The organism is Microterricola gilva (genome assembly GCF_004217495.1).
Taxonomy (GTDB): domain Bacteria; phylum Actinomycetota; class Actinomycetes; order Actinomycetales; family Microbacteriaceae; genus Microterricola; species Microterricola gilva.
Genome location: NZ_SHLC01000001.1, coordinates 1,696,495 through 1,709,707, shown reverse-complemented (window position 1 = coordinate 1,709,707; position 13,213 = coordinate 1,696,495). Strand labels below are relative to the sequence as shown.

The window sequence follows — 13,213 nt, the reverse complement described above, 5'->3', positions numbered from 1 at the left end:
CGGCTGCTCCGCGCAACCTTCCCCGAGAGTATGGCGGGTGAATTTCCCGCGGGTGACGCGAATGTTTCGAGCATGTTACAGAACCAACCGCTCGATAGACTGGTCCAGATGTCTGCCTCCTCTTCCTCCCGCAACTCCGCCCGCCGCACCTTCGGCGAGCTTCCACCGAGCCGCTGGCCGGGTGAGCGACTGGGTCTCCCCAACGAGGGCGCCCACTCCGTCGCACGGGTGGGGCGTCGCATCGGCGGCATCGCGATCGACTGGGCGATCGCCATGGGCATCTCGCTCTTCATCGCGCCCTACGAGTCGCTGGCATACTCCTTCGCGACAATGGGCGTTTTCGCGCTCCTGCAGATCCTCGCGATCGCCACTCTCGGCGGCAGCATTGGACACCGCATGTGCGGCATGCGTCTGATCACCCTGGACGGAGAGCGGGTTCCGCTCTGGCGTGCTCTGGTGCGCACCGTGCTGCTCGTCGTCGTCCTTCCCGCGCTCGTCTGGGATTCGGACCAGCGCGGCTTCCACGACAAGGTCGCCGGAACGGTGTTGATCCGCGCCTAGCGCCGCGGAGCTCGCTCGTTAACGACAATGACGGATGCCGCGCGCTGCGGCATCCGTCATTTGTTTGGTCTGTGTGTCGACCCGCTGGGCTAGCGGCCGCGCTGCGGGCGCACCTTGAACGGGTCGATGCCCTTCGGGATGGGCAGCTGCGTGCCGAGCGAGCTCAGCCGGTTGTTCACCGCGAGCACCTCGGCCTTGGACAGCGTGTTCTTGATGCGCGACAGTGTGCGCGGCAGCTTGTGCAGCGGCACATCGCCGGCTTCGCGTCCGACGTGCAGGAAGGTGACGGGAACGTTGGGGAGGATGCGCACGATCTTGCGCTTCTCGTCATCGAGCATGCGGCCGGTGCGCGATTCAGCGCCCTCGGCGATGAGCACGACGCCGCCGCGGCCGACGGCGCGGTAGACGGCATCCTGCGTCTTGCCGTTGACGGCGACGGGCATCTCACTGCCGATCCAGCCGCGGCGCAGCGAGCTGCGCAGCACGGCGCCCACGGCGCCCGGCTGGCCCTCGATCTGCGAGTACGCGGCCTTCTCGGCCAGACGGCCGAGGATGATCAGCGCAATCAGGATGCCGGCAAGCACGCCGGCGACGATCCAGAGCGCGATCGTGAAACCGTTGCCAGCGCCGAGCCAGATGCCGAGCGCGACACCGATGATGATCGGGGCGAGGAATCCGAGAAGCATGAGCCACTGCGCGCTGGAGTCGTAGCGGCGGGTCATTTGGAAGACCTGCCACATCTGCTTGAAGCGACCAGGTTGCTTGGGGGTGGAAGACTTCTCCGAGCTGCGTGCCATGCTCTCTAGAATACCGAGTCCGCGAGGCCTCCGATGACCGCATCGTGCCGGGCGGTCTGTTGTGCACAGGGGTGCCTCGTCTGCGCGTTATACACAGGGCGACACCCGCATGCGCCGGCGCGCCAGACCGGGTGCAGGCTGGCCTCGTGAAGCGGACGAGACGAGTGCGGCGACGCGGACCGGAGCCCGACTCCGAGCCCGGCGTTGGCGGTGCGAGCGCGGCGACGCGTTTCGATGACGCGCTCACCGACATTGCCGGCTACCGCGTCGTGCGCCGCCTCGCCGTCGGGCGCAGTGCGGCCGTCTATCTCGGCCACGCGGCTCCCGGCGGTGACACGGTGGCGCTGCGCGTCTTCCACGCCGGCACCGCGGCCGAACTCATCGATCGCGAGATCGCCGTGCTCACCGCGCTGCCGAGCGGCGTCTCGGCGCCGCTCCACGATGTGGTGAGCCTGCCCGATGGTCGGCTGTGCCTGGTGATGGAACGGGATGACGGCCCGACGCTGGCCGAGCTGCTCTCCCGGCGGTCCCAGCTGCGGGCCGGTGAGGTCGTGACCATCCTCGCCCCGCTGACCGTCGCCGTCGCCGCTCTGCACGCGGCCGGGCTGAGCCACGGTGCCATCGGCGCCGCCGCGGTTCGCTTCGACGCCAACGGCCGCGCCCGACTCAGCCGTTGGGGGAGCGCACGACCGCTGGGCACCGGCGCCGAGCGCACGAAGACACTCCGCGCCGAGTATCAGGCACTCGGCGCGCTCGTGCACGAGCTGTGCGCCGTGATCGATGCCGACAGCGTCGCGCCGCACGAGCTCGAGGATCTGCTGGGCTGGGTCGACGGCCGCGTGGGTGCACATCCCTTCCTGCCGTTCGCGCAGGAGCTGGAGCGGCGCCTCTTCACGCTCTCCCGCGCTCTGGCGGTGCGGATGCCGGGCGAGATCGCCGCCGGCGATCCGCCCGACAGGGTCGCCGCGTCCGGGCACGGAACTCGCGGGACCCCGCCCGCCGCTCCGGCTCAGGCCGGGGACGAGCCCGATCGGCCGCCGTCCGCGTGGCGGCGCTGGGGCGTTCCGGAGGTGGCCGGGGCGGCCGCGGAGTCGTTCGGTGGCCGCGGGATGACGGCGCTCCGCACGGCACTGGGCGCTGCGCTTCGCAGGCATCGTCGACCGGTCATCGTCGGCTGCACGGTGGCCGCAGCTCTGTTCGTGCTCGCGATCACCGTGCTCCCGCCCGGCGGTGCACCTCAGAGCTCAGCGGAGCAGTCCGCTCCGGTCGAGCCAGCCCCGACAGACGCCGCATCGACACATGCGGCCCCGCCCGGCCTGCAGGGGGATGACCCGGTGCTGGCCGCGACCCTGTTGCTCTCGCTGCGAGAGCAGTGCTTCCGGGAGTCGTCACTGCTCTGTCTCGACGGGGTCGACGACCTCGGCAGCCCGATCGCCGATGCGGATGCCGCCGGCATCCGTCGTGCCCAACAGAGCGGCACGGCCGAGTTGCCCGCCGCGTACGACCCCGCGAGCATCGCGCTCGTCGAACGGAACGGCGGTGCTGCCCTGCTCGCGGCGGAGAAGCTCGGAGAGGAGGCGAATCCGGCCTCGCTCCTGATGGTCAGGAGCGAGGCCGGGTGGCGGCTCAGGGAGATCTTCGACTACTAGCCGATCGACGCTAGGAGACGGCCTGCGCGAATCCGAGCGAGGCATCGGCGAGGTGTTGGAGCTCGGCGGGTATCGCCCGGCCCGTTGCCCGCATCGACTGCGCCCACAGTCGCCCCGCGCGGTAGGAGGATCGCACCAGTGGCCCGGACAACACCCCCAGGAAGCCGATCTCCTCCGCCTCGTGATTGAGCTCGACGAACTCCTCAGGCTTCACCCAGCGCGCGACAGGCAGGTGCCTGGCGCTCGGGCGGAGGTACTGCGTGATCGTGATGATGTCGGTTCCGGCCGCGTGCAGATCTCGCAGGGCCTGGGAGACCTCTGCACGATCCTCACCCATGCCGAGAATCAGATTCGACTTGGTGATCAGCCCCGCCGCGCGGCCCTGGGCGATCACGCCGAGGGAACGCTCATAGGTGAATGCCGGCCGAATGCGCTTGAAGATCCGCGGCACCGTCTCGACATTGTGCGCGAACACCTCGGGCCTGGCGGAGAAGACCTCGCCCAGGTACTCGGGGTTCCCCGAGAAGTCTGGGACTAGGATTTCGACGCCGGTACCCGGGGCCTGGCGGTGGATCTCGCGAATCGTCTCCGCGTAGAGCCACGAACCCTCGTCGGGGAGATCGTCTCGCGCGACACCCGTCACGGTTGCGTAGCGCAGCTGCATCCTGAGCACCGATTCGGCGACGCGACGCGGTTCATCGACGTCGTAGTCGGCCGGCTTGCCCGTGTCGATCTGGCAGAAGTCGCATCGCCTCGTGCACTGGGCACCTCCGATGAGGAACGTGGCCTCGCGGTCTTCCCAGCACTCGTAGATGTTTGGGCACCCCGCCTCCTGGCACACCGTGTGCAGCTCCTCGCTCTTCACGAGAGCCTGCAGCTGGGTGTACTCCGGTCCCATCTTCGCCCTGGTCTTGATCCACTCTGGCTTGCGCTCGATCGGTGTCTGGGCGTTGCGCACCTCGAGACGCAGCATCCTGCGCCCGTCGGGAGCCGCGCTCACAGGAGCACCCGCTCGCGGTCGAAGGCGCGCAGGAGCGCCGCTTGCATGGGTGCGACGAGTTCCTCGGGGGAGACCGTGCGACCGAGCACGGCACTGACCGTTGTGACGCCGGCATCCGCGATGCCACAGGCGACGATGTGGTCGTAGGCCTCCAGGGAGTTGCTGCAGTTGAGCGCGAGGCCGTGCATCGTGACGCCCTCTGCGACGCGGATGCCGATGGCTGCGAGCTTGTTGCTTCGACCGCCGTCGGTGAACCAGACGCCGGAGCGACCGTCGACGCGGTGGGCCGCGACGCCGAGGTCGTTCAGCACCTCGAGAACGATGCCCTCGAGCGTGCGCACATAACCGACGACGTCGACGGGGTCCGGAAGATGGAGAATCGGGTAGACCACGAGCTGGCCCGGCCCATGCCAGGTGATCTTGCCTCCCCGATCGACATCGATCACCTGAACGTCGCCGAGCGGACGTTCCTCGGGGAGGGTGCGTTTGCCTGCGGTGTACACGGGATCATGTTCGAGGAAGATCACGGTGTCGTTGCGATCACAGGAGACGACGGACTGATGGACGGCGCGCTGAAGGGCAAGGCCCTCGAGATACGGCACGGAGTTGGCGCTTAGCCCCGCGACGACAAAGTCGAGCATTCGGTCAGTCTAAGCGGACGGGGCTTCGGCAAACGAAACCGGCCTCGCCCCTGATGATCAGGGGCGAGGCCGGTCGGCGTCTACGAGAGAGCGTCGGACTCCTAGAGTCCCAGCTGTCCTTCGAATGCTGCACCCTCGAGGCGCGCCTTCACCGTGGTGAGGAAGCGGGCCGCGTCTGCGCCATCGACGATGCGGTGGTCGTAGGAGAGCGCCAGGAACACCGTGGAGCGGATCGAGATGGCGTCGATGCCGTTGTCGCTGACGACGACGGGCTTCTTGGCCACGATTCCGGTGCCGAGGATGGCGACCTGGGGGAGGAAGACCAGCGGGGTGTCGAACAGCGCGCCGCGCGAACCCGTGTTGGTCAGCGTGAACGTGCCGCCGGCGAGCTCGTCCGGCTTGAGCTTGTTCTCGCGGGTGCGTCCGGCCAGGTCGGCGATCTGGGCGGCCAGCTCGGCGATGTTCAGCGAGCTCGCGTCACGGACGACGGGGGTGAGCAGACCGCGCTCGGTGTCGACGGCGATGCTGAGGTTCTCGTGGTCCGGGTAGACGATCGAGTCGCCGTCAACGGTCGCGTTGATCACCGGGTACGCCTTGAGCGCCTCGACGGCGGCCAGTGCGAAGAACGGCAGGAAGGACAGCTTGTTGCCCGTCTTGGCGAGGAACTCGGCCTTGACCTTGTCGCGGAGCATGGCGACGCGGGTCACGTCGACCTCGACGACCGTCGTGAGCTGGGCCGTCGACTGCATCGAGATGACGGCGCGCTCGGCAACGACCTTGCGCAGACGCGACATCGGCTGCACGGTGCCGCGCAGCGGGGACACCTCGAGCACGGGGGCTGCCGCGGCGGCGGAGGCCGCCGGAGCCTGGGCGGAGAGTACATCCTGCTTGCGGATGCGGCCGCCGACACCGGTGCCGGTGAGGGTGCTGAGGTCGACGCCCTGCTCGTTGGCGAGCTTGCGAACGATCGGGGTCACGTAGCCGCTGGTCGAGGCGTGCGATCCGGATGCCGCGGCCGGAGCCTCGGCGGCGGGAGCCGCAGCGGGAGCCGGGGCTGCTGCGGGAGCGGGAGCTGCTGCGGGAGCCGGAGCGGCAGGCGCGGGCGCTGCGGCCGGTGCCGGAGCGGCAGGCGCGGGGGCTGCTGCGGGTGCCGGAGCGGCGACCGGTGCAGGAGCTGCGACCGGTGCAGGAGCTGCGACGGGCTCGGGAGCGGCAACGGGCTCAGGGGCCGCGACGGGCTCGGGAGCCGCCGGTGCCTCGGCGACCGGAGCGGCGGGGGCAGCGGCGGCGGAGCCGTCACCGATGGTGACGAGCGCGGTGCCGACCTCGACGGTCTCGTCCTCCTGGACGAGGATCGCCTCGATCACGCCGGCGATCGGCGAGGGGATCTCGGTGTCGACCTTGTCGGTCGATACCTCGAGCAGCGGCTCATCGACCTCTACGCGGTCGCCCACGTTCTTCAACCAACGGGTGACCGTACCCTCTGTGACACTCTCACCGAGTGCCGGGAGGCTGACGGATTCGCTCATGCGATTGTCTCCTTCAAAGCGTTATTCATTCTGAGCTTATTGCAGTCGTGGGTGCGCGCGGCCTAGAGGGCGTGCAGCGGCTTACCGGCCAGGTAGAGGAATGCCTCGCCCATGGCCTCGTTCTGGGTGGGGTGCGCGTGGATCAGCGGTGCGATGTCCTCGGGGTATGCCTCCCAGTTGACGGCCAACTGGGCCTCACCGATGAGCTCGCCGACGCGGGCGCCGATCATGTGCACGCCGACGACGGGGCCGTCGTTGACGCGGACGACCTTCACCGATCCCGCGGTGCCGAGGATCGAGCTCTTGGCGTTGCCGCCGAGGTTGTAGTCGTAGCTGCTGATCTGGTCTGCACCGAACTTCTCGGCCGCCTTGGCCTCGGTGTAGCCGACCGACGCGACCTCCGGGTCGCAGTAGGTGATCTTCGGGATGTTCACGTCTTCGACGATGATCGGGTTCAGGCCCGCGATCTCCTCTGCGACGAAGATGCCCTGCTGGAAGCTGCGGTGGGCGAGCTGCAGACCGGGAACGATGTCGCCGATCGCGTAGACGCCGGGCACGTTGGTGGCGAGGCGCTCGTTCGTGATGACGAAGCCGCGGTCCATGGTGATGCCCTGCTCCTCGAAGCCGAGGCCTGCGGTGGCCGGGCCACGGCCGACGGCGACGAGCAGCAGCTCTGCCTCGATGGTCTTGCCATCTTCGAGGGTGACGACGACGCCGGACTCGTTCTGGGTGACGCTCTGGAAGCGCACGCCGAGCGAGTACTCGATGCCGCGCTTGCGGAACGCGCGCTCGAGCTGCTTGGAGATCGACTCTTCCTCGTTCGGAACGAGGTGCGGAAGGGCCTCGATGATGGTGACGTCGGCGCCGAAGGACTTCCAGACGCTGGCGAACTCAACGCCGATGACGCCGCCGCCGAGCACGGCGACCTTCTTCGGGATGTAGTCGAGCTGCAGGGCCTGCTCACTCGTGATCACGCGGCCGCCGAGCTCGAGGCCGGGCAGCGAGCGCGAGTAGGAACCGGTGGCGAGGATGACGTGCTTGCCGACGATCGTGTCGGCGCCGACCTGGACGCTCGTGGGGGAGGCGAGACGGCCTTCGCCCTCGATGACGGTGATGCCGCGAGCCTTGATGAGCCCCTGCAGGCCCTTCCACTTGCTGGTGACGATGCCGTCACGGTGAGCGTTGACGGCGGTCATGTCGATGCCGTTGAGCGTGGCGTTGACGCCGTACTTGGCGGCGTCGCGGGCGACGTCGGCGACCTCTGCGGTGTGCAGGAGTGCCTTGGTGGGGACGCAGCCACGGTGCAGGCAGGTGCCGCCGAGCTTGTCCTTCTCAATCAGGGCCACCGTGAAGCCGAGCTGTACAGCTCGCAATGCGGCGGCGTAGCCACCACTTCCTCCACCGAGGACGACAATGTCAAAATTCTGCTCGGACACTCAGTTGCTCCCTATAGTGCATCAGGTCGATCGGCCTGTTCTGCTCCGTGGATTTGTGACCCACGAGCAGGCGTGGTGGCAAGCCCTCCTTGCCCATACAACCCTACTATGGGCGGGCAAGCTCCTCGGCCAGCTTGAGCAGGGTCCGGATGGTCACGCCGGTCGGGCCTGCTCCGGTCGCACCGTACGCTGCGCCCTCGTTGTGCGACGGCCCCGCGATGTCGAGGTGAGCCCAGGGAATCAGGGTTTCCCCGTCAGCGCGCTTCCCGATGAACTCCTGCAGGAAGACGCCGGCGAGCAGCATTCCGCCTGCCGGGTTGCCGATCTTGGCGTTGGCGATGTCGGCGACATCCGAGTCGATGCTCGCCCGCAGCTCCTCGGGCAACGGCATCGGCCACACCTTCTCGTCGGCGCTCTCCGCAGCCTGCAGCACCCGGGCGAGCAGCGAGTCATCGCCCATCACGGCGGTGTAGCGGCTGCCGAGGGCAACGATCTGCGCGCCGGTGAGGGTGGCGACGTCGACGATCGCATCGGGCTGTTCCTCGGATGCCGCGACCAGGCCGTCGGCCAGCACGAGACGACCCTCCGCGTCGGTGTTCAGCACCTCGACGGTCTGGCCGCCGCGGATGCGCAGCACATCGTTCGGGCGTGTCGCCGTGCCGGACGGCATGTTCTCGGCCAGGCACAGCCACGCGGTCACGCGCACGGGCAGCGCGAGCTGGGCTGCGGCGAGCGTGACGGCGAGCACCGTGGCGGCTCCCGTCATGTCGTACTTCATGCCGACCATCGACGCGCCGGGCTTTAGCGAGATTCCGCCGGTGTCGAACGTGATGCCCTTGCCGACGAGAGCGAGGTGCTTCTCGGCGTCGGCCGGGGTGTAACTGACCTTGACCAGGCGCGGCGGACGGGAGGAACCCTGCCCGACGCCGAGGATGCCGCCGAAGCCGTCGGCTGCGAGCTCGTGCTCGTCCCAGATCTCGAGCTCGACGGGCAGCTCGGCCGCCGCGGCGACGGCGCGGTCGGCGAGGCTGGCCGGGAAGAGGTCGGACGGCGGGGCGTTGACGAGGTCCTTGACGAGCGCGAAGGCCTCACCGACGGCGGTGGCGCGGGCGAGCAGGGCGTCGGCGTCGAGCTCGAGCGGGACGGGGGCGTCGTCGACCTCGTCCTCGTCCACCGGCTCGGCGACCGGGGCATGCTGCTCCAGGTGCACGGTGATCTGCTCGGCCGGCGTCTTGGTGCGCTCGAGCGTGCTGTGGCGGTACTCGGTGTAGGAGTAGCTGCCGATGGTCGCGCCCTCGAGCACGGCTGCGGCCTCTGCGGCATCCGCGACGGGGATGGCCACGGCGACGCTGTCGACGCCGAGCAGGCGGCGCACGGCCGATGCAGTGGCGGAGCGGAGGCTCTCGGTCGACACGGTCTTGCCGAGACCGACGATGGCGATGCTGCGCGCCGAGCCGACGGAGGCCGGGATGCGCACGAGCTGTTCTGACGCTCCGGTGAAGCCCAACGCCGCGAGCTGCTCGTCGAGCTCGACGAACTCGGCGGGCGCCCGCATGAAGGCCGCACCGTCGACGGTGACGGCGGCGAGCAGCAGGACATCGGCCTCTGAGCTTGTGGCGGGGGCAGACGAAACGGCAAGGGAGGAGAAGGTCATGTCTCGATGTTAGTTGCGAGCCGCGCACTGCCGGGAATACCGTGTTCGCTCACGGCATGGCCGCCTCGCCGCGCCCGCGCCACCCGACGCGAATAGCATGAGGGTATGCGCGACGCGAGTGAACTGTATCGATTGACCCCGGATGCCGCGAGTGTGCCGGAAGGGCTGCACCTCGTCGCCGGGCTCACGGGCTTCGCCGATGCCGGCGGGGCCGTCGGCCAGTTCACCGAGTACCTGCTCGGAACCATGAATCACGTCGTCGTCGCCGAGTTCGATGCGGATCTGCTGCTCGACTACCGCTCCAGGCGCCCCATCATCTACTTCGACGAGGACCACCTCACCGACTACCAGCCGCCTGCGCTGCGGGTGCACCTCGCACGCGACGAGCTGGGCCAGCCGTTCCTCATGCTCGCCGGCTTCGAACCCGACTTCCGGTGGGAGCAGTTCAGCCGCGCGCTGCTCGACCTCGTCGAACGGTTCGGGGTCGCCGGGACCACCTGGGTCCACTCCATCCCGATGCCGGTCCCGCACACCCGCGCCATCGGCGTGACCGTCAGTGGCAATCGGGAAGACCTCACCTCGGCCATGTCGGTGTGGCGTCCGCACACCCAGGTTCCGGCCAACGCGCTGCACCTGGTCGAGTACCGCCTCACCGAGCAGGGGAGCCCGACCGTCGGCTTCATCCTGCTCATCCCGCACTACCTCGCCGACACCGAGTACCCGGCCGCGGCGATCTCGGCGCTGGAGAGCGTCAGCGCGGCGACGGGGCTCATCTTCCCGACCGACCGACTGCGCGAGGCGAACCGCGAGTTCGTGTCGAAGATCGATGCGCAGGTGGCCGAGAACGGCGAGCTGGCCAAGCTGGTCGGCACCCTCGAGGAGCGCCACGACAGCTACATGGCAGGAACGACCCTGCGCTCGCCCCTCACGGACGAGGACGGCGAGCTGCCCACGGCCGACGAGATTGCCGCGGAGCTGGAGAAGTTCTTGGCGTTCAAGCGTCGCAATGACGGTGAGCCGCCGCTGACTCCGTGACCGCGGCGGCTAAGCTCGGTGAGTGAATTCTCGTCGTGCCTGGCTGATATTCGGGATCGGCGCCTTCCTCTACCTCGTCGCTGTGCTGCAGCGAACCTCCCTCGGTGTCGCCGGAGTTGCCGCGTCTGAGCGCTTCGACAGCTCCGCTGCCGCGCTCTCGATGCTGGCCGTGCTCCAGCTCGTCGTCTACGCGAGCCTGCAGATTCCCGTCGGAGTGCTCATCGACCGCTTCGGCCCGCGTGCGCTCATGCTCGTCGGCACGTCGCTCATGTGCATCGGCCAGATCGTCGTCGCATTCTCTCCGAGCATCACGGTGGCCGTGATCGGCCGTGTGCTCGTCGGCGCCGGTGACGCGGCGATCTTCATCTCGTTGATCCGGCTGCTCAGCTCGTGGTTCAGCGGGTCGCTCGTTCCCCAGCTCTCGCAGTGGCTCGGCAACATCGGCCAGCTCGGGCAGGTGCTCTCCGCCGTGCCGTTCGCCTGGGCCCTGCTGTACTTCGGCTGGACCCCCGCGTTCGTCGCGGCGGCATCCGCGTCGGCGCTCGCGCTGTTCCTCGGCATCCTGTGCCTGCGCGATCGCCCGCGCGGCGCCCCGGATGGGCGGCACACCGGCTCGTTGCGCACCGCCATGCACCATCTGCGGGCCGCTATGAAGCGGCCAGGCACCCAGCTCGGATTCTGGTCGCACTTCGTCTCGCAGTCCTCCGGCACCGTCTTCACGATGTTCTGGGGAATCCCGTTCCTCGTGTTCGGTGTCGGGCTGAGCCCGGAGACCGCGGCGCTGATGCTCCTCGTGCTCGTCGGATCCGGCATGGTGGCCGGGCCGATCCTCGGTCTGCTCACCGCACGGTTCCCCTTGCGCCGCAGCAGCCTGGTGCTCGGCATCGTCTACGTGATCGGCCTCGTCTGGACCGTCGTGCTGCTCTGGCCGGAAGAGCCGCCACTCTGGCTCATCGTGCTGCTCGTCGTCGTGATGGGCGTCGGCGGGCCAGGCTCGCTCATCGGGCTCGACTTCGCCCGCACCTTCAACCCGATGCGCAGCCTCGGTTCGGCGAACGGCATCGTGAACATGGGTGGATTCATCGCCAGCTTCGTGATGATCTTCCTCGTCGGCGCGATCCTCGACCTGCTCGACCACGCGCGGGTCGCAGCGGGGGAGCCGAGTGACCTCTACTCCTACGACTCGTTCCGCCTGGCGTTCCTCGTGCAGTACATCGTGATCGGCTTCGGCGTGGCGATGTTGTTGCACGCCAGGCACCGCACCAGGCGCCAGATGAAGCACGAAGAGGGAATAGAGGTGGCACCCATCTGGGTTGCACTCTCCAGGCGATTGCGCCGCCACCGAGGCGAATGACGTCGCGCCGGAGCCCATGCGGCATCCGGCCCTCGGATTTCGTGCAATAATCAAAAGCGGACCCATTCTTGACTTGGGTTTCCTGTGCTCGCGCGTGGGAAACGGACCGAGACTTGACATGGGTCCTCGTAATGTCCATTTGCGGCTTCGTCGCGAGTGGAACGTCGACGAGCGGCTCACTTCCTGCGATGGGAAGGCCCGCTGCTCGCCCGTCTGAGAGGTGCTCGAATGGCAACCCGATCCACGAAGCCCGACGCGAGCGAAGACACCGCCGCCGAGGCTGTTGCCCCCGCCGCCAAGGCGCCTGCGGCCAAGAAGGCTCCAGTGCGCAAGGCCGCCGGTGCCGCAGCTGCCAAGCCGGCAACCGAGAAGGCCGCACCGCGCAAGCGCGCAGCAACCAAGAAGACCACCGCGGCAGGCGGAGAGGGCGACGAGGACGACGAGCACGATGAGGTCGTCGTGGTCGACGAGGCCGTCGTCGACGCCCCGGACGCCGCAGCCGACGACGCGGATGAGGAGGACGAGGACGGCAAGCCCAAGCGTGCCGTCGTCACCGAGCCGCTGCCGACCGGCGCACTCGTGCTCTCGATGGTCGACGACGAGGACGAGGTTCCCGTCTACTCCAGCGCCATCACCGGCGCGACGGCCGACCCGGTCAAGGACTACCTGAAGCAGATCGGCAAGGTCGCGCTTCTGAACGCGGCCGAAGAAGTCGAGCTGGCCATGCGCATCGAGGCCGGCCTCTTCGCCGAGGACAAGCTCTCGCACATGAGCGACGCCGAGAAGAAGTCGCAGCTCGGCCGCGAGCTGCAGTGGGTCGCCAAGGACGGCGCCCGCGCCAAGAGCCACCTGCTCGGGGCGAACCTCCGCCTCGTCGTCTCGCTGGCCAAGCGCTACACCGGCCGCGGCATGCAGTTCCTCGACCTGATCCAGGAGGGAAACCTGGGCCTCATCCGTGCCGTCGAGAAGTTCGACTACACCAAGGGCTTCAAGTTCTCCACCTACGCCACCTGGTGGATCCGTCAGGCGATCACCCGCGCCATGGCCGACCAGGCCCGCACGATCCGTATTCCAGTGCACATGGTCGAGGTCATCAACAAGCTCGCCCGCGTCCAGCGCCAGATGCTGCAGGACCTCGGCCGCGAACCAACGCCTGAGGAGCTCAGCCGCGAGCTCGACATGACGCCGGAGAAGGTCGTCGAGGTGCAGAAGTACGGCCGCGAGCCGATCTCGTTGCACACGCCACTCGGTGAAGACGGCGACAGCGAGTTCGGTGACCTCATCGAGGACACCGAGGCCGTCGTTCCCGCTGACGCCGTCGGCTTCACGATGCTGCAGAAGCAGCTCGAGTCGCTTCTGGACTCCCTCTCCGAGCGCGAGGCCGGCGTGATCCGCATGCGCTTCGGCCTGGGCGACGGCATGCCGAAGACCCTCGACCAGATCGGCGACACCTTCGGGGTCACCCGCGAGCGCATCCGCCAGATCGAGTCGAAGACGATGGCCAAGCTCCGTCACCCGAGCCGCTCGCAGTCGCTGCGCGACTACCTCGAGTAGGCC

The 13,213-nt window shown here is 68.4% G+C and carries 11 protein-coding genes; 5 read left to right on the top strand and 6 right to left on the bottom strand.

What is annotated here, in order from left to right:
* Window positions 1–108: 108 nt before the first annotated feature.
* Window positions 109–561 carry an RDD family protein gene (locus EV379_RS07950; RefSeq protein WP_130505664.1) on the top strand — a complete coding sequence of 151 codons (453 nt, stop codon included), beginning with the start codon at window positions 109–111 and terminating at the stop codon, window positions 559–561.
* 89 nt (window positions 562–650) lie between these two features.
* Here the strand turns inward: EV379_RS07950 and EV379_RS07945 are convergent, their stop codons facing one another.
* On the bottom strand, window positions 651–1,358 hold the full coding sequence (locus EV379_RS07945) for a DUF4191 domain-containing protein (protein WP_130505663.1): 708 nt from the start codon (window positions 1,356–1,358) through the stop codon (window positions 651–653).
* 146 nt (window positions 1,359–1,504) lie between these two features.
* Between EV379_RS07945 and EV379_RS07940 the strand changes: the two genes are divergently transcribed.
* The gene (locus tag EV379_RS07940) at window positions 1,505–3,007 is read left to right on the top strand and encodes a serine/threonine-protein kinase (protein WP_130505662.1); all 1,503 of its coding nucleotides are present in this window, start codon (window positions 1,505–1,507) and stop codon (window positions 3,005–3,007) included.
* Between the two features lie 10 nt (window positions 3,008–3,017).
* Here EV379_RS07940 and lipA read toward each other — a convergent pair whose 3' ends face one another.
* The 5 genes from lipA to EV379_RS07915 form a co-directional block, all read right to left on the bottom strand.
* Window positions 3,018–4,007: a lipoyl synthase gene (lipA, locus tag EV379_RS07935; protein ID WP_207226212.1), complete on the bottom strand. Its 990-nt coding sequence runs from the start codon at window positions 4,005–4,007 to the stop codon at window positions 3,018–3,020.
* Entirely contained in the window at window positions 4,004–4,648 is a 645-nt protein-coding gene (gene lipB / locus EV379_RS07930) for a lipoyl(octanoyl) transferase LipB (protein ID WP_130505661.1), read from the bottom strand. Before lipB ends, lipA begins: the two co-directional genes overlap by 4 nt.
* A gap of 101 nt (window positions 4,649–4,749) precedes the next feature.
* Window positions 4,750–6,177: a 2-oxoglutarate dehydrogenase, E2 component, dihydrolipoamide succinyltransferase gene (gene sucB, locus EV379_RS07925; RefSeq protein ID WP_130505660.1), complete on the bottom strand. Its 1,428-nt coding sequence runs from the start codon at window positions 6,175–6,177 to the stop codon at window positions 4,750–4,752.
* 62 nt (window positions 6,178–6,239) lie between these two features.
* Window positions 6,240–7,613, bottom strand: a complete 1,374-nt coding sequence (lpdA, locus tag EV379_RS07920) for a dihydrolipoyl dehydrogenase (protein ID WP_130505659.1) — start codon at window positions 7,611–7,613, stop codon at window positions 6,240–6,242.
* 106 nt (window positions 7,614–7,719) lie between these two features.
* Window positions 7,720–9,267 (bottom strand): leucyl aminopeptidase, encoded by a 1,548-nt coding sequence (locus EV379_RS07915; protein WP_130505658.1) that lies wholly within the window; start codon window positions 9,265–9,267, stop codon window positions 7,720–7,722.
* Window positions 9,268–9,372: 105 nt separating this feature from the next.
* On the opposite strand from EV379_RS07915, the gene EV379_RS07910 reads away from it, so the two are divergent.
* From EV379_RS07910 to EV379_RS07900, 3 genes are all read left to right on the top strand, one after another.
* Complete coding sequence (locus EV379_RS07910) at window positions 9,373–10,302, top strand: proteasome assembly chaperone family protein (protein ID WP_130505657.1); 930 nt, start codon at window positions 9,373–9,375, stop codon at window positions 10,300–10,302.
* Window positions 10,303–10,324: 22 nt separating this feature from the next.
* On the top strand, window positions 10,325–11,656 hold the full coding sequence (locus tag EV379_RS07905) for an MFS transporter (protein ID WP_130505656.1): 1,332 nt from the start codon (window positions 10,325–10,327) through the stop codon (window positions 11,654–11,656).
* Between the two features lie 228 nt (window positions 11,657–11,884).
* Window positions 11,885–13,210, top strand: a complete 1,326-nt coding sequence (locus EV379_RS07900; RefSeq protein WP_130505655.1) for an RNA polymerase sigma factor — start codon at window positions 11,885–11,887, stop codon at window positions 13,208–13,210.
* Window positions 13,211–13,213: the final 3 nt, after the last annotated feature.